The 15,464-nt window shown below is 55.4% G+C and carries 14 protein-coding genes; 1 reads left to right on the forward strand and 13 read right to left on the reverse strand.

Going from position 1 to position 15,464, the window contains the following annotated elements; translation table 11 throughout:
* Nucleotide 1: 1 nt before the first annotated feature.
* Nucleotides 2-562 carry a flavodoxin domain-containing protein gene (locus ACN080_RS07040; protein WP_419113395.1) on the reverse strand — a complete coding sequence of 187 codons (561 nt, stop codon included), beginning with the start codon at nucleotides 560-562 and terminating at the stop codon, nucleotides 2-4.
* Nucleotides 563-600: 38 nt separating this feature from the next.
* Nucleotides 601-1,188 carry a flavodoxin domain-containing protein gene (locus ACN080_RS07045; protein ID WP_419100447.1) on the reverse strand — a complete coding sequence of 196 codons (588 nt, stop codon included), beginning with the start codon at nucleotides 1,186-1,188 and terminating at the stop codon, nucleotides 601-603.
* Nucleotides 1,189-1,525: 337 nt separating this feature from the next.
* Here ACN080_RS07045 and pyk point away from each other — a divergent pair, with 337 nt between their 5' ends.
* On the forward strand, nucleotides 1,526-2,995 hold the full coding sequence (gene pyk, locus ACN080_RS07050; RefSeq protein WP_419100446.1) for a pyruvate kinase: 1,470 nt from the start codon (nucleotides 1,526-1,528) through the stop codon (nucleotides 2,993-2,995).
* A gap of 976 nt (nucleotides 2,996-3,971) precedes the next feature.
* Here pyk and ACN080_RS07055 read toward each other — a convergent pair.
* The 11 genes from ACN080_RS07055 to ACN080_RS07105 all read right to left on the reverse strand — a co-directional run bounded on the left by ACN080_RS07055 (nucleotide 3,972) and on the right by ACN080_RS07105 (nucleotide 15,438).
* A complete protein-coding gene (locus ACN080_RS07055; RefSeq protein ID WP_419113396.1) occupies nucleotides 3,972-4,178 on the reverse strand; it encodes a phage holin in 207 nt (68 codons plus the stop codon).
* A 15-nt stretch (nucleotides 4,179-4,193) separates the two neighbouring features.
* Nucleotides 4,194-5,033, reverse strand: a complete 840-nt coding sequence (locus ACN080_RS07060) for a LysM peptidoglycan-binding domain-containing protein (protein WP_419113397.1) — start codon at nucleotides 5,031-5,033, stop codon at nucleotides 4,194-4,196.
* Nucleotides 5,034-5,118: 85 nt separating this feature from the next.
* Entirely contained in the window at nucleotides 5,119-5,517 is a 399-nt protein-coding gene (locus ACN080_RS07065) for a hypothetical protein (protein WP_419113398.1), read from the reverse strand.
* 12 nt (nucleotides 5,518-5,529) lie between these two features.
* Nucleotides 5,530-6,537 (reverse strand): hypothetical protein, encoded by a 1,008-nt coding sequence (locus ACN080_RS07070; RefSeq protein WP_419113399.1) that lies wholly within the window; start codon nucleotides 6,535-6,537, stop codon nucleotides 5,530-5,532.
* Nucleotides 6,538-6,546: 9 nt separating this feature from the next.
* Nucleotides 6,547-8,520 carry a polysaccharide deacetylase family protein gene (locus ACN080_RS07075; RefSeq protein WP_419113400.1) on the reverse strand — a complete coding sequence of 658 codons (1,974 nt, stop codon included), beginning with the start codon at nucleotides 8,518-8,520 and terminating at the stop codon, nucleotides 6,547-6,549.
* Nucleotides 8,521-8,535: 15 nt separating this feature from the next.
* Complete coding sequence (locus ACN080_RS07080; RefSeq protein ID WP_419113401.1) at nucleotides 8,536-8,973, reverse strand: hypothetical protein; 438 nt, start codon at nucleotides 8,971-8,973, stop codon at nucleotides 8,536-8,538.
* Nucleotides 8,966-9,379 carry a carbohydrate-binding protein gene (locus ACN080_RS07085; protein WP_419113402.1) on the reverse strand — a complete coding sequence of 138 codons (414 nt, stop codon included), beginning with the start codon at nucleotides 9,377-9,379 and terminating at the stop codon, nucleotides 8,966-8,968. The genes ACN080_RS07080 and ACN080_RS07085 overlap by 8 nt, the downstream gene beginning before the upstream one ends.
* A 15-nt stretch (nucleotides 9,380-9,394) precedes the next feature.
* Nucleotides 9,395-10,318, reverse strand: coding sequence for a hypothetical protein (locus ACN080_RS07090; protein ID WP_419113403.1), 924 nt, complete (start codon nucleotides 10,316-10,318; stop codon nucleotides 9,395-9,397).
* The gene (locus ACN080_RS07095; protein WP_419113404.1) at nucleotides 10,318-11,400 is read right to left on the reverse strand and encodes a Gp37-like protein; all 1,083 of its coding nucleotides are present in this window, start codon (nucleotides 11,398-11,400) and stop codon (nucleotides 10,318-10,320) included. The genes ACN080_RS07090 and ACN080_RS07095 overlap by 1 nt, the downstream gene beginning before the upstream one ends.
* Nucleotides 11,400-12,269 (reverse strand): phage distal tail protein, encoded by an 870-nt coding sequence (locus ACN080_RS07100; protein WP_419113405.1) that lies wholly within the window; start codon nucleotides 12,267-12,269, stop codon nucleotides 11,400-11,402. The genes ACN080_RS07095 and ACN080_RS07100 overlap by 1 nt, the downstream gene beginning before the upstream one ends.
* 10 nt (nucleotides 12,270-12,279) lie before the next feature.
* The gene (locus tag ACN080_RS07105) at nucleotides 12,280-15,438 is read right to left on the reverse strand and encodes a tape measure protein (RefSeq protein WP_419113406.1); all 3,159 of its coding nucleotides are present in this window, start codon (nucleotides 15,436-15,438) and stop codon (nucleotides 12,280-12,282) included.
* Nucleotides 15,439-15,464 lie beyond the last annotated feature (26 nt).

Raw genomic sequence — 15,464 nt, forward strand, 5'->3', positions numbered from 1 at the left:
ACTAGGACAGCGCGGTTTTGAGTGCTGTTACAAGCGGTTCTATTTGCTCTGGGCTGGAGTAGTCTACCGTTTTAGCGGTGAAGCTATCGAGCATTTGCTGGTTAGCCAGCGATTTGCGGGGGATAGCGGCAATGGCAGAGCGGATCCCAGCAAGTGCGGCTTTGTGTTTGAGCGATAACCTGGTGTGGTCCAAGCCCCCGCGAACGTGGCAGGTGCTGATAGCGTGGCTGACCAGGGTTTCTTTAATATTCTTGGACAGCATGGCATCGAGCTTTTCTTGGCTCCCGCCCTCTAATCCGCTAAAGGAAACGGTAAAGAGGGCTAGGGGCCGCTGAGCGAGTAAGCCAGCGTGCTTCTTGAGAGCACTTGCACCGGTGAGAAATCCGCCGTAGTCACTCAGACCCGCAACAACTGCATTAGACTTTTCAATGGCAGCTTCAGTGAGGTCTTCGACGGGCAGGAGCTCACAGCGGTAGCCGCCTCCGAGCTGTTCGCTAATCCAGTGAGCGTATCGTTCGGTGTGCCCGTACTGACTGGCGTAGGTAATAAGGACAGTTGTCATGGTGCGGGTTTCCCCTTCAGTTCCTGTGGTGCTTGGTTTTAGCCCTTGCTATCGTTCAGGTAGGTCTTGACCTGCTCTACCAGGGGATCGATCCACTCACGGTTGGTGTAGTCTCCACCGCCGTTATCAAAGGATTCAATCATCTGGCGGTTAAATTCGTTTTGGTGAGGCTTGAGTCTTAGGGCGGTACGTACACCGGCTAGGACAGTCTTGTGGGTCGTAGACATGTTCTTAAGGTCTAGACCGCCGCGGAAATGGTAGGCGGGGTGGCCTTCAGCTACGTCGGCCTTGTAACTCTTCATGATTTTGTCATCAAGGTAGGAGCGGGGGTAGACCTCGGTGCCGTTGAAAGAGACGGTGAAGAAGAGACGGCGGGGTACCTTGAGCATTGCTTCACGGCGTTTGCGGAGTGTGGGGGCGCCGGTGAGAAAGCCTCCCAGGTAGCTAGCGCCAACAATCAGGATATCTGCCTGTTCAATGAGTTCATCGGTTGCTTCGGCAATGGGGGAGAGTAGCACGGTTGGTGCAGATTCTAGGGCTTCCAAATCTTCAGCAATCCAGCGGCAGTACCGTTGGGTATGGCCGTAGGTTGAACCGAAAAGGATAAGAACAGTAGGGCTGGGCATAGGGACCTCTCACTTATGGGTGCCGTATCGCGAGTATGAAACAGTGTTCAGGGTACGCCCTCATTTTAGCCCGCACAAGGGCAATGTAACCCTTAGCCCTAAAATATTGGAATACTGACTGAATATGTGTGTTTTTGTGGGAATTGGGTGGGGGAAGGGCTAAAAAGTGGTGGAGGACTCCATAAAAACCTCACAAAACAAAGTATACTAGGTGGTAGACACGTTGGTTTCAGACTATCGCTCTGTGAATGCCTTGGTAGTTAGTGAGCGGGTAACCGCGCACTTGCAGAAGCCACGTCATCAGGTTCTCAGACCCCTACAAACCTAAGGTTGATTGATGAGACGCGCAAAGATTGTTTGCACCATCGGCCCTGCAATTTCAGCTCCCGAGAAGATTGCCGCGGCTATCGAAGCGGGCATGAACGTCGCCCGACTAAACATGAGCCACGGTGACCACCAAGTTCACACTGACTCATACGCAACTATCCGCGAGCAGGCCGAAAAGCTTGGTCAAAACGTGGCAATTCTTGCCGACCTTCAGGGCCCCAAGATTCGTTTGGAAACTTTCAAAAACGGTTCAGAACTTCTTGAGCCCGGCGATACTTTCAAGATTACTACCCTAGATGTTGAAGGTAGCAAGGAGATCTGCGGTACTACCTTCAAGGGCCTACCCGGAGATGTTAAGCCCGGCGATACCCTCTTGATTGATGATGGCAAAATCCGTCTTGAAGCCATCGAGGTTAACGAAACCACTGTAACAACCCGGGTGGTTGTCGGGGGCCCTGTATCCAACAACAAGGGTATTAACCTTCCAGGTGTTGCTGTTTCTATCCCCGCTCTGACCGAGAAAGACGAACGCGACCTGCGTTTCGCCCTCAAACTCGGCGTAGACATTATCGCTCTTTCCTTCGTGCGCTCTGGTGATGACATCAAGCGCGTTCACGAAATCATGGAAGAAGAAGGCCGAAAGATCGCGGTTATCGCTAAGGTTGAGAAGCCCCAGGCTGTTGAAAACCTGCAGGATATCGTTGATAAGTTTGACGGTATCATGGTTGCCCGTGGTGACCTCGGCGTTGAGTTCCCTCTCGAAGAAGTGCCCCTGGTGCAGAAACGCGCGATTGAGTTAGCTCGTCGCTGGGCAAAGCCCGTTATTGTGGCTACCCAGGTTCTTGAAACTATGATTCAGAACCCCACTCCCACCCGTGCAGAAGCCTCTGACTGCGCCAACGCTATCCTCGATGGTGCCGACGCTGTGATGCTTTCCGGTGAGACTTCTGTGGGTAAGTACCCTATCATCACTATTCAGACCATGGCCCGTATCATCAAAGCAACCGAAGAGCGTGGTCTCTTCCGTGTTCCTGAGCTTGGTACTTCACCTAAGACTCGCGGTGGCGCTATCACCCGCGCAGCTGTCAACATTGCTGACCAGCTCGACGTCAAATACATGGCAACCTTCACCCAGTCCGGTGACACCGCTCGCCGTCTGGCCCGCCTGCGTCCTGCTAAGCCCGTTCTGGCGCTTACCCCTGAGCCCTCAGTTCGTGCTTTCCTCTCACTTCTGTGGGGTGTTGAAGCGGCAGTGGCACCGACTGCTCGTGACACCGATGAAATGACTGCTGTTGTGGACCGCTTCATGCTGGCTAACGGCCTTGCAGAGCCCAACGACCTGATCGTTATGGCCGCCGGTTCGCCTCCCGGGGTTGCCGGTTCAACCAACAGCGTTAAGGTCCACCGCGTGGGTGATCTGGACGATGCCGGGGCGATTCTTCCCGAGGCTCGTGAAACGGTTGGCCCTTTCCACGACTAATAAGCCTTGAAATAACCTAAAGAAGCTCCGCCTGCCCTTCTAGGGTGGGCGGAGCTTGCTAATAACCGTCCTGGCGCTCAGCGCCTGGTGATGGCGACCGGTAGATGCTCAAGCACAGCCTGTGGTGCCCGTATTGTTAGCTCAGAAGGGGGGGCGTGCCAGATGGCGCGCCGCAACCGGGTATAGGCCTATCTCGGTGACTCAGGATTAAGCGCATTAGTCTTGAATTAAACCACCGCAGGAACCACAAGAATAAAACTAGGTGATTTTGTCTCCCCACCGATCCACCTCTTGGCTTATATGTGGAGGGGCGGATTTTCTCTGGGCGGGTATCAGCCAATCTTCAGACGATAAAGACCTCCCCTGGTCAAGAAGCTTTTCTGCATATTGGTATATAACTTCATGGGAGAGCCAGCGACCTGCCCGTATGGCCCTAAAAAGCCCCCGACCGGGCTGTCTACCAGGGGCGGGGGCATTTTCTAATGCTTGCCACGGTGTTAAGTATGGGGTGCTGTGTCAACAAAAAACCCTCTCCTGTCAACAGGAGAGGGTTTATAACGCTTTGACTAGGCGTTTTATGGTGCCCAAGGTGGGACTCGAACCCACACTCCGAAGAACCGCATTTTGAGTTTTAGGGAGCTATGGTATAAGCAGTTTTGAGTGGTCAGAAACCCTTGAAAAATAAGCGATTCTGCAAGGTCTAAGCAACGAGGTACCACGAGCCGTCATCTCTAATGGGGTTCAAAAAGGGGTTCAAACTTCCTACAGTTGGACTTGAACCAGCGCCCCCTCGTTCATTGCTCAAAGGAGCACTTGGCTTGGGCATTGTTTGGCCACCTTCTTTCTAAGTGGTAAATCGCGGTGGGGAAAGCGCTGGCTGTGCTGAGTGAAGCGGTTGCTGGCCGCAACCGGGCATAAAAAGAAAGGCCCCCTACCGCACCCCGCCAAGGGGGGCATGGTAGGGGGCCGATTCAATTTACTTGCCTTCATCTTCCGGGCTGTTACCCGCGCCGGGGGTGTTAGCCAGAGCCAGACCAGGCACCAACACAGCCGATACTAGGGACACCCACAGCGGGGCCAGTTCCTCACTGACCAGACCATAAGCCGTCAGTAGGGGCACCACAGCCAGGGCCACCCCGTAAACCCACTTACGGGCCTGCGGGTTATCAGAAAGCCACTTCATTAGCGCTCACCTCCCTTACCAGATACGCAGAACCACACCCGGCGCCAGAGAAACACCGGGGTTAAGGCTCTTGAGATAGTCAATGTCAAAGCTGTAATAATCAGCGATCTTCCCCCAGGTGTCCCCAGGCTCAACCACCCACACCAGGGGGGAAGGAATCTTGATTTTCTGGCCCACCTTCAGCACAGAATCGGGGCAGATACCATTCTCAGAAGCGATAGCTTCCACCATGGCACGGCTAGCCTCCCCCTTGTAGTAGCGGGCAATCTTACTGAGAGTATCGCCCTTTTCCACCACCCATTCAGGCTGCGCTACCGGGGCCGGAGGTTGGTTGCACAAAATAGTTGGGGTTGGTGTGATAACTGCCTGAGTGGGGGTCTGCCCCCGACGGATTTGGTTGACCCGGTCTGCAATCCAGCCAATCTTATCCGTGTACTTCCCGGGGCACGCGGTGGAAGTCCAATGGCTATGCGGGTAGATGAAGAAGTCCTTGCCGAAGTATTCTTCCAGCATTGCAATGACCTGCGCGGTGTTCTCCAGGGTGGCTTCGCCGCCGTTGGGGTCAAGTTCAAGGCCAATGGTGGTTTCATTACCTGCTAGTGCGTGCCAGGCCCGGTTTTCCGGTGATACTAGGCAGGCTACGCGGGTATCTGATACCACATAGTGGGCTGAGGTTGAGCTTGCTCCGCGGTCGGTTGAGAGGTAATCAGCTACCTGGTCGAACTTCTGGTGCCATTCGGGTAGGCCCCACCAATGGACGGTGGCTCCGGTGATGCCGTTGGGTCGGCCTGACCAGGAATTGGGTGAGCACCAGCTGGTTTCGTCGATCGTGATTCCGTTTTTGAGGGTGGTCATGGTGACCTTCCTTTCGGGTATGAGAAAGCCCCGGGCGCTTTGCTGCGCCGGGGCAGGTGTTTTTGGGTAAAGAAAAAGCCCTCATTTACGCTGGGGGCTTGGGGGTCATGAGCTCAGCCAAATCATCAGGAATGGCAGGTGCCGGTGGCCCCTGCCCGGTATCGATGTGTGCCCTGAGCTGGTAGATGTAGGCGGTAGAGAGCGATATGTGCAGGCGCGCTATATCTTTCATGGCGAAAGCCTCTGACTGCGCTTGATACATCTCCCGGTAGGCTTGTCCGGTCTTTTCGCGGAGCTCGTCCACCTCAGCGCGTAGGCGTTTGACTTCTTCTTGGAGGTTGTCCACTAGCGCTAGGGAGGCATCGGCGCGGTTCTTGCCCCGCTGAACCCAGGCGGTCACCAGCGCCCCGACTAGTGCTCCGCCTGCGGTGATAGCCACGCTAAAGAGCGACCATGCCTCGGAAGGGAAAAAAGTTGGTCCCATATTTTCACCTCCTTACACTGGTTTGCCAGGTAACTGGGCGGGCCAGGTGTCAGCGGTAAGCCAGAAGGCGTGGGAGTCCCAAACATCATTGAGATTGCCCGCCGATAGCTTGACCATGCTGGGATAGATATTGAATACCCCTACGATGTTCGCGCCGCCTTCCTGCCAGAGCGGCTGTATGCTACCGCCTTCAGGTGACTTCTTGAACCCCTGACCCAAGGGGTAGGTGTCTGTGGGTACGAAAGTGCTAGTCAGCTTGACTGAGTGAATCGCCAAGTAGACAACATTTCCACACCTTCGGAGTCTGACCTTATAGCCTGGCTTTTCCTGGATATGCGGGTTGAGCTTGCAGAACTCGGTGGTAATATCGCGCCAGCCTGTATCTTGCAGGGTACCGGGGTCGCCCTTGGGCCCCTGTTGTCCTTGTGGCCCGCGTTCTCCCTGCTCGCCCTTGGGGCCAGCTGGACCAGCAGGGCCGGGGTTTCCCTGTGGCCCCCGGTCGCCAGTATCACCTTTGGGGCCGGGCTGGCCTTGCTCGCCCCTCTGGCCAACTGTCCCAGGAGGGCCAGCAACGCCGGGGTCACCTCTTTCACCCTTAGGGCCAGGTGGACCCTGCTCACCAGGAGGGCCCTGTGGCCCAGCCGGGCCAGGTCTTCCGTCAGCGCCACGTGTCACATATTCCCCGCTCACGGGGTCAGGGACGGGGGCTACCTGTGCCAAATTCACAGGTGAACCAGCGGCTAGCTCGAAGGCGAAACTTTCGCACTGCACAGATACGCCCTCGAAATTCAAGACTGGCTGTGCCCACCATAACCAGCTTGACGGCTCAAGGTCGTTACTAGGAACCAGTAAACTAGCTTCACAATGTCCCTGATCACCGAGTGGTGCTACCACCGAAGCTGGCAGAGTCAGGGCCTCTACATCCCGCGCAAAACGGAAGGAAGGCCTGAAATGGACCTCTCCAGCCAACGGAGCTCCATCCGGAGCCAAAAACTGTCCTGTCACTTTTTCAAAAGCCACAACATACTCCTAACAGGTATATAGATGTACATTGGTGGCCGGCTTATCAATGCTAACCATCGTGGGTGGAGTATGATCTAGCGGAACGGTGACCGGCTGGCGCAATTTCAGAACACCGCTTGAGGGGATCACGTGTGTAGCCTCAACCCCCGCAACCGAGGAAACTACACTTGAGCCCGGTGTGCCTACAACATCAGCAACTAGCTCCACAGTGGCCCCCTTAAACCCCCACATAACGGATGCCAAGCTCTCACTAAAAGCCTGACTGCTCTCATGCGAAGCCAAGAAATCAGTTCTGTAACTATGAGAAGCATTAGCGTGGACTAGGCCTGTGACGGTTAAGACCAATAAGCGGCCTGCTGCTCTTTCTTCCACCAGATAATCAAGATAAGCAGTGAAATCAGCCATGCTTATATATCCAGATGTACCGATGTTATTAGCGTGAAACATGGCGACCATGCCAGCTCCCCGCTGTGCAACCCATCTGGTTACCGACTTCATGACACCAAGAGAGCTAGTGTCGCAGGAGCGATGAGCGAATCCGTCCCTCGGCACGCCATCTAAGTGCCTGTAGTAGCTGTTGCTCATATATCCAGTCACAAGCGCATGATGGGCAAAAAGAGTGCGCCCCATGAACGTGTCCGCAAAATTACTGACAGTATTGGAAGGCATGTGGCCGTCGTAGGTAACCGCTCCACCAGGAGGGCTGTAACAGTCCACCGCGATACGCGGCATAAGCTCACGTAGCTTATGAAGTGCACCTACCGTATCTTCGTAGATAGCGTCCTGCCCTACAACGTTGGTATGTTCCCTACCATGGTTGAAGACCTCCCCGCCATAGTTGATACAGTAGGACTCCATCTCTGGAAATGTCTCAGGCAGGATCTGGCGCGAGCCGATAGCGTCGGTTGTCGTCACTCGAGTAAAGGGCAGACGGCGTTCTATGAGCATAGGGAGAACTTTTTCTACAAACTCTTCCGGAGCATCATCAAATCGCAAAGAGACGGCGCCAACCCCACCGGTGCCAATAGAGCCTTTGCGTAAAGAAAGGCCTTGCTTGAGCAAGTCATGCCTAATAACATCCGAGGAATCGGATGTCTGCCCGATGAAAGCTAGCTCCCGCCAAGCAGACCAAACACCCTGAATAGAATCACGAACAAAAACACGAGTGCCAGTGCTCTGGTCTTCAACGGCATGGAAGCGCTGTGTTGCCGCATTCGATACGACTCGCACTGTCTCAACACTACCCGGGCGAACCGACGGAAGAGATAGAGCTTTCGCTACAGCTCTGTTCGTTACTACCCTCATACCATGTGGCAGAGTATCTAGATTATCCTCAGCCGTTAGTGCGGTGGTATCTACCCAGGGCTTGGGAATCTGAGGTCCTTGACCCCAGGAGCTCCATTCCCCATTTACCTTACGTTTGATGTACTGGGGCGAGTCATTTTTGAGTGGTTGCCATGTTATCAGCCCACCCTTAGTTGTCGCAGGATAGTAGGTGAGAATTCCTGGATAATCCTCGGGAAGTTCCAGCGCCTTGGCAATCTCTCGGTTAGGGACGGTATGAGCCCCAGGGGAAAGTGCATGAATATCGGCAGAGGCGCTGAGCTCACCGGGTTTGGCCCAGGCTGTTTCGCCCACTTCCTCTTTGGTAGCGTACGCAGAGAGATCAGGCTCATTGGTCTCGAGCGCGAATATACGGTCCTCTAACTGTGCATCGGCAGACTCGCGAGCAGACTGCTCAGCGGAAATAGCAGCCTGCGCCCCGGCCAGAGCAGTACGCGCATCTGAATCAGAAATCTGGTTGGACACGGTATTAAGGAAGGTGTCGAAGGTGGACTGATCAGCTTTCTGTCCGATAGCCTCAAAAGCCTTGGCCTCAAGCTCGCCAACCTTCCCATCAGCTAGCTCATTGATATGGGCAAGTGCCCGGCCCGTAAACTTTCCTCCCGAAAGGATAGGAAGGGAAACCTTGCTAGACATATTTATTCTCCTTTTCTAGACCGCAGCTACGGGCACTAGGATTGCACCTTCATCATCAGGGTCAGGGGTAGCCCCGGCAGCGGTAACCTCACCGGGTAGGTAATTTGAGTACGTCAGGACAGGCCGACGCAGACCCCCAGAGATTTTTTCCTCCAGCAAATCTGCCAGGTCAGTATCTTCAGTGAGACGTATTAGATGACTCCGCTGGGGCGCAGGTAAACCTGCCTGCGTGAAAAGCTCAAAGCTAACCGCATACACCCACCCCTCGGTGCTAATGAACTCACCAGAGATTCCTCCCTGATCATCGAGAGGGAGTGTGATCGGGCCAGCGTAGATATGATATTCCTGCGGGGCGACCACCATCTCCGGAGCTGGCGAAACAGTCACACTTCCCCTTAGAGGCACCCCATCGGGCGAGAGGAAAGTGCCCGTAAGCTGGACGGTTTTAGTCATTTACTTCCTCCCAGCCTTGAGGGTAGGCTGCCGGTGACCAGACATTTCCGTCCTGGCTAGACCTCCATTTCTTCCCCTGGAAAATCACGATGTCTCCCGTTTGGTAAGCATCATGTGCGCCCATAGGTTGTGCCCATCCCAAGGCAGAAGGAGCGAGCGCGGCTTCATCTGGTTTTCCGGCTTCCCTCACCTGGGTAAGGGCATCACAAATGCCAGCGGCTAAATCAGCGTCGCCTACGGAATACGCTTCGGCGTAAGCTTCAAGAGCCGGGCGTATAGTGGCCACAGCCTCCACAAGGGCTTTGGTTGCACTTTCCCTACTCTCACGGCGGTTTCTTTCACGCGCCACGGCGACGTATAGAGCTTCCAGCTCCTGATCGGTCATGGCAGATATTTCCTTAGCCATTGCCTGCCTTTCTGGTTAGTAGGTTCTAGGGGTGAACCAGCTGAAAGTCATCCCCATCGAATCGCCGGTTTTGAGCGCAAAGTTTCCGGTGCGGGAGCGGATATGAAGGTGGCCGTTAGTAGCTAGGTAGGCCTCATGCACCGCGTTTCCTTGGTTTACCAAGGTGTAGATCTCGGAGCTTGGCCTATATCCAGCTGGGATAACCTCACCGATAGAATGGAAGTTCCCAGGCATGGTGTACCCAAAAGCTCGACGAATCGGGTTTATGCCCGCAGTACAGAAGAAGCCGCCTTCGGCTGGGACGACCTGCACCCCGGCTGTGGGTGAGCGTATTTCCCATCCGCTAGGTTGGGAAAGTTCTACTCTGTGGGGGCTGATCGTTACCCAGCTGGTGTATGAAGCGCGCACTTCGACGTTGGTTTGCTGGATAAAGGCTCGGGTACCCCAGAGAACGGTGGAAGGCGCAGGGAGCGACTCGCGGCTATCAACCACGATGGTTGGTGAGATAATAGGCCTCTGCTTAACCCGCGTAGAGTCAGTGAGAAGCTGATTAGGCTGGCGAGTAACCTTCCAAAGCACCAGATATTCCTTGCCACCTGTTGCATCCAAGGACGTGACTACCGAGAGCCGGACGGGCATGGCCTTATTCACGGGGTCATACATCAGCACGATCCAGTAGGTGGTTTTATGGCTGACTGCAGGCAGGCTTACGGTGATGGGCGAATCCATCTTGTGATAGAAGCCTGAGACGACCGCGTGGTTAAAGCGGGTTTTAGAGTCTGTGGCTATAACACCGGTGTTATTGACGTTATTTAAGCCGGTTAGTCGGTAGGGGTTGCCACCCTCATCCAGCACGCCAGTGCCAAATCCGCGTGCAACGGACTTCCATTGCACGTCGCTGAGTGGCTCTTCGAGAATAGGGAAGGAAGTTTCAGCCATTATTGGGTCTCCAATCGTTGTAGCCTTCCGGCCAAATCATTGACACGGGATGACCATGTAGGGGTATTCTCAGCCTCTGGGCCGACCCCAAGTTTCACGGTGCGCCCCGTGCCATTCCAGATGATTTCAGCGCTGGTGACCTGCTCGGTGTATTCCACCGGGCCGACCTCAAGGGTGATAGTGTCGCCTAAATCAAAATCGACACCGAAGGTGGTGCCCTGGTCTTCTTCAAGGGTGAAGCTGGCCGAGTTTCTGGGACCCGCTTCAGCGAGCGCTTCAGCACCGGCCTTATCAAGGTCACTGTCTTCGTTGGTGTCGCGTCGGTCCTTAAAAGCCTCTACGCGGTGGCCCCACGCGCCGGGGGAGCTGTACTCCTTGAGCTTGCGGTCAGCGCCCTCGCCTTGCCCACCGATAATGAAAACATTCCCAGTGGGGGCAGTGCTCTTGACGTCACCTGAGGCAAGCAACCTGACCTGACGGGTCAGGTCACGGGTAGGCTCCACATCAAAGACAATCTGGCGCTCATCATTCCGGGTCGCGATGAAACGCAAGCCCGCAGGATTAGCTACCTTCTGGCAGGCCTCAAGCAGGCTACTGAACCGCTCCGAGCAGGAGGTGTTACCGCCGAGCCCGCGTGATTCAGCAACCACCAGCGCAGGAGAGCGCCGAGCAGATAGAGCACCCGGCCCAGCGTTCAGATTCACCAGGGTTTTGACGATGGTCTCGGCTGGGCCGCGCAGATCATAGCGGGCCCGACCCTGCGCACCTGGTTCTTTAGTTGGGTCTGGGTAGACCACCCGGTCAGCCAGCCTGTGGAGCTCGCATCTTCCGGAGATGGTGAGGGTGCTGCCCGTACCGTCTACCTGGGTGACGAACTCTCGGATAGCGCCGGAGAAGCGCAACTGGCCGTCCGTGGCCATGACAGACCACCCGGGGGAGAGTTTGCGTACTAGGTCATCGTCTAGTGCCAGCTCAAAAAGGAAGGTGGTCAGATTGTTATAGCGGGTGATGGCTTTGGCGGTGAGCGGTTCGAGTAGCCCCCTGGGTACCCCGGTGGGGTCGATAGCCCATAGCGATAGCATCAGATTGCCTCCAAGAAGCGTTCAGCATAGACCAGGGTTATGCGGGTTTCATGGGTAGCCCCGGTCATGGTGATATGCAGGTGATTAGCCCCCGGTTTGAGGGGGAAAAGTCTGGATGAGAGCGGGACTTTTTCCCACACATCGGGGATAAGCCGCCGCTTGGCGGTATCAATGATTAGGGTCTCGTCGGCGCGGAGCTGATGATTCACACGGAAGACTTCTTCCCCATTACTAATCATCAAATCCTCGCCAGGGCCAGTGACCTGCCAGGTTGGGGCGACCTCACCCGCACCAGCAATCTCCACCGTAAAACGGTCTTGCACGGTGGATTGAGACAAGACCACCGGAAAGAAGCTTCTACTGGAAGAAATGAAAGGTTTTGTCCCGGGGGCCACGCTCAGAGAAATGAGTTTCTGCTCGCCTAACCACCATGGGTCAGGGCATACAAACTTGAGCCCCAGCGTCTGCCAGGCACCGTGAAAGCCACTATCGAAGTCACCTTCAAGGCCGCCCTTATAACGCCCGCTAATCCTACGAACGGTACCAGTAGCCGGGTCCTCAATAACGATCTCAACCGGCCCCTCATGCGGGTCTAGGAAGCTGTAGAGCTCACGGCGCACTGCTGTGCATTCGGCCAGGGTGCGCTTATGGATAAGGAGCGGGATAAAAATCTCCCGCTCCTTATACCTGACGCCATTCTCCTTGGCTCCATCGGCCCCGATGCGGTCCACCAGCTGAATATCAACCGGGGGTAGCCCTAGCCCCTGGGAGCCGTGCAGATGAAGAACATCCTCATCGCGGGTGCCCAAGGAGAAGACCTGCTCACCCCGCCGAAAAGAAACCAGCGGGGAAGAGTTTTCAAGAGCCATGGTCTTCTCCTTAGAGTGCTAGGGCCATTTTCTGGCGGCGTTCCTTCTCAATCTGTGCGGCAACTTCATCAACGGTATAGCCGTGAACAGAGCCAATCTGGATAGAAGCCGCATGACCCTGCTGCGCCGAAGCCGAAGACTGCGCGATTTCGTACATGGCCGCCCACTGCTGGTCGGTCAGCACATAATCAGGGGTAGCCCGCTGGTGGTCAATGAGTTGGACCCCTCGATTGATGATCCCGCCCTTATCGTAAAGAGCCGGCGGTTCACCAACGATTCCACCGAGCGCAAAGCCACCGGTGAGCTTATCTTTGACCCACTCAACAGCCGAGCTGATGGACTTCTTGGCGATTCCCACCGGCATCTCAACAAAGCCGTTACCCTCAAAGCGACCAAGGGCTGCGTCAATGGCCTTATCCGTCAGCCCGGTAATTTTCTCGGCGATAACACCCAGAAAATCAAAGCCACCGCCATCTCCTACATCGTAGGTTTTCACCCCAGCCCCAGGGGCACCCCAGGCCTTGACTAGCGCACCATAATCCAGGGAGGTAGGCACCTTTGTGCCAGCAATAGCCGGGTGCATGATCGACCCAGGGTTATCGGTATGGTGCAAGGACAGGGCATGCCCTAGCTCGTGACGCAAGATAGCAAGCGCCATATTGCGCGGGGAGCCGGGGTTGATCTGAATGCTTGAGCCGTTGTTGAACCCCCAGGGGCCAGCAGTGCCGTAGCCGAAAGAGACACTGGGGGAGCCTGTGCCCATGATGATGGGCAGAGCCGAACGGCCAATCCAAGCTTTGGCCACATCTTCGGTGTTCACACCGTGGATGAAGGTCTTAGGGACAAAAAGCCGGCCAGCAGAAGCGATTGCATTCTGGAAAGCACCCCAGATACCAGAACGACCCGAAGGGGGTGCTCCGGTACTGTAGGACTCTGATCCGGCCCAGCCCCGGCGGGTGCCAGCTGCAGCGCCCTGGCCCTGGTTGAGCCAGGTTTTTGCCGCTCCGACACCACCGGCATTAGCTGCAGCGTTGAGGCCGTGAATGAAGCTAGAACCTAAGGCTCGTGTAGCCTCAGGCACGAGCACCCCTTCACCCTTACGCATGGGTACTAAGAGCTCGTCCTTCTTAGCGCTCTGGTAGCCGGGGAGGGTACCGCCACGAGCAAAACCCAGTTCAATTCGGGAGATGTTCCCCTCTTCATCATTTGAGGTCCAGAAATTATTTAGCTTGTTGTATCCAGCAATCAAACCATCGTTGATCACAGTATTGATAACCCAGCTAATAGGTTCTTTCACTAAATTTTTGAGCCCATCCCATACCCTGCCGATACCGTTTTTGGTTTTCTCGAAGGCCCCCTTGAGCACCTCAAGAGCCCCGCTGAGCTTAGGAAAGACTTTGTCGGCAATGAAGCTACCGACCGTGGAAATCTTGTCACTAATCCAGGACCAAACCGGGCTGATAATGCTTTCCCAGAACCATTTAAAAACGGGGCCGAGAACGTTCTTCAAGAAGCCGTAGACTAAACCGAAAATGACTTCGATGATCTTCCAGGCCACCTGAATAGCGATAACGATCCCGTTCCACACCGGGGTGATGATATTACGCCAGAGCCACATGAAGATAGGGGCTAGAACATCACGCACCACCGCAACCACAAGGTTAAAGAGTGGCACGATCATTGTGCTCCAGGCCCACTGGATGATAGCCACAATCAGCTTGAAAGTCGGGGCGATAATGGTCTGCCAGAGCCAGATAAAAATCGGACCCAATGTGCCCTGGATAAAACTCCATACTGCGGCGAGCGCAGGTTGGATGTAAGTAATCCAGGCCTGCTGGATAACCGTAGCTATGGCGGACCAGGCTGGGGTGATGACTTCTTGCCAGAGCCAGGTGAACCAGTCACCCAAGATGCGCAGGCCGGTTTGGATGGCCGGCCAGGCTGTAGCGGTCCACCAGTCCACGACAGCTCCGATAGCTACCTGGATGTTAGCCCAGGCCACCTGCACTAGGTCGCGGAACCATTCAAGGTTGTTGTAGGCCCAGATGATGCCTGCGGTTAGGGCTCCGATAGCGATAACAGCGATGCCGATGGGGGAGGTGACAAAAGCCAGCGCAGCACCGGCTGTTGTAGTAGCCGCACCCCACAGGGTAGTAGCAATGGTCACCAGTTTCAGGGCACCTTGCCAGGCGAGGAAGGTGGCTACTGAGGCACCGATGCCAGCCAGGATTGGGCCGATAATGTTCCAGTTATCTGTGATGACCGCCCCGAACTTGGCTGCAAGATCGCGGGCGCTTGTAAACGCCCCAACCAGGGTTGAGGCCAGAGCCTCGGCGAGGGGTCCTACCGCGTTGGTTGCTAGGTCAATTTTCTCGGTGATGAACCCGAAGATAGGGCGAATCAAAGGGAAAATGTCTTTGAGTAGGGTAGCGCCGAACCTCCCGAGTGCGGCGTTCATATTTTTGAAGGCGCCGCTGGTGGTTTCCCCGCCCTTGAGCGCTGCGCCTTGCATGGAGCTCATTGCGGCCAGGAAGGTGTCAGAGCTGATTTTGCCTTCAGAGCCTAGCTTGTAGACTTCTTCAGCGGTGATACCCATTTCTTTGGCCAGCATTTGCACCACGGGAATACCGGCATCGGAGAGCTGAGCGAAAACATCACCCTGCACCTTGCCGCTGGTGGCCACCTTGTTGAAGATTGATCCCATGGAAGCCATGTCGGTGCCAGCTATGGTAGCGGCGTCACCGACTAGGCCGAGGTATTTGGCTAGGTCTTTACCTGGTTTGATACCGGCTGCCACGGCAGAAGCGGCGGTGGTAGCTGCTTCATCCATGCCGAAAGCCGTGCCCTTAACTGCGGTAAGGGCGTTGTCCATGATGGCTGAGACGTCTTCGGCGGTGTTACCCAGGCCAGAGAGTTTAGATTCTGCGTTTTCGATAGCTGAGAGCCGACCAAAGCCCTTGACCAGAGCGGTGCCGAGCAGGCCCGTGAGCGAAGCGGCAGCCGCCGCCGCACCCACTTTTATGCCCTTACTGATTTTATGACCCATTGAGTGAGCCGTTTTCTCAGCAACAGCCTCAACGGGGCCAAGCTGCTTTTCAACCTCACGCTTAAATCCCTTGCCCAGGGAAGGGATAATCGGTAAATAAGCCTTAGCCAGCTCAATAGCCACAGCAATACCCCCTTTCAAGGGTGCAG

Source organism: Rothia sp. CCM 9416 (assembly GCF_048513535.1).
In the GTDB taxonomy this organism is placed as follows: Bacteria; Actinomycetota; Actinomycetes; order Actinomycetales; family Micrococcaceae; genus Rothia.

Coding starts and splice junctions, on each gene's coding strand:
- ACN080_RS07040 (WP_419113395.1), bottom strand. CDS start 562: ATGACAACTGTCCTTATTACCTACGCCAGTCAGTACGGGCACACCGAA.
- ACN080_RS07045 (WP_419100447.1), bottom strand. CDS start 1,188: ATGCCCAGCCCTACTGTTCTTATCCTTTTCGGTTCAACCTACGGCCAT.
- pyk (WP_419100446.1), top strand. CDS start 1,526: ATGAGACGCGCAAAGATTGTTTGCACCATCGGCCCTGCAATTTCAGCT.
- ACN080_RS07055 (WP_419113396.1), bottom strand. CDS start 4,178: ATGAAGTGGCTTTCTGATAACCCGCAGGCCCGTAAGTGGGTTTACGGG.
- ACN080_RS07060 (WP_419113397.1), bottom strand. CDS start 5,033: ATGACCACCCTCAAAAACGGAATCACGATCGACGAAACCAGCTGGTGC.
- ACN080_RS07065 (WP_419113398.1), bottom strand. CDS start 5,517: ATGGGACCAACTTTTTTCCCTTCCGAGGCATGGTCGCTCTTTAGCGTG.
- ACN080_RS07075 (WP_419113400.1), bottom strand. CDS start 8,520: ATGTCTAGCAAGGTTTCCCTTCCTATCCTTTCGGGAGGAAAGTTTACG.
- ACN080_RS07080 (WP_419113401.1), bottom strand. CDS start 8,973: ATGACTAAAACCGTCCAGCTTACGGGCACTTTCCTCTCGCCCGATGGG.
- ACN080_RS07085 (WP_419113402.1), bottom strand. CDS start 9,379: ATGGCTAAGGAAATATCTGCCATGACCGATCAGGAGCTGGAAGCTCTA.
- ACN080_RS07090 (WP_419113403.1), bottom strand. CDS start 10,318: ATGGCTGAAACTTCCTTCCCTATTCTCGAAGAGCCACTCAGCGACGTG.
- ACN080_RS07095 (WP_419113404.1), bottom strand. CDS start 11,400: ATGCTATCGCTATGGGCTATCGACCCCACCGGGGTACCCAGGGGGCTA.
- ACN080_RS07100 (WP_419113405.1), bottom strand. CDS start 12,269: ATGGCTCTTGAAAACTCTTCCCCGCTGGTTTCTTTTCGGCGGGGTGAG.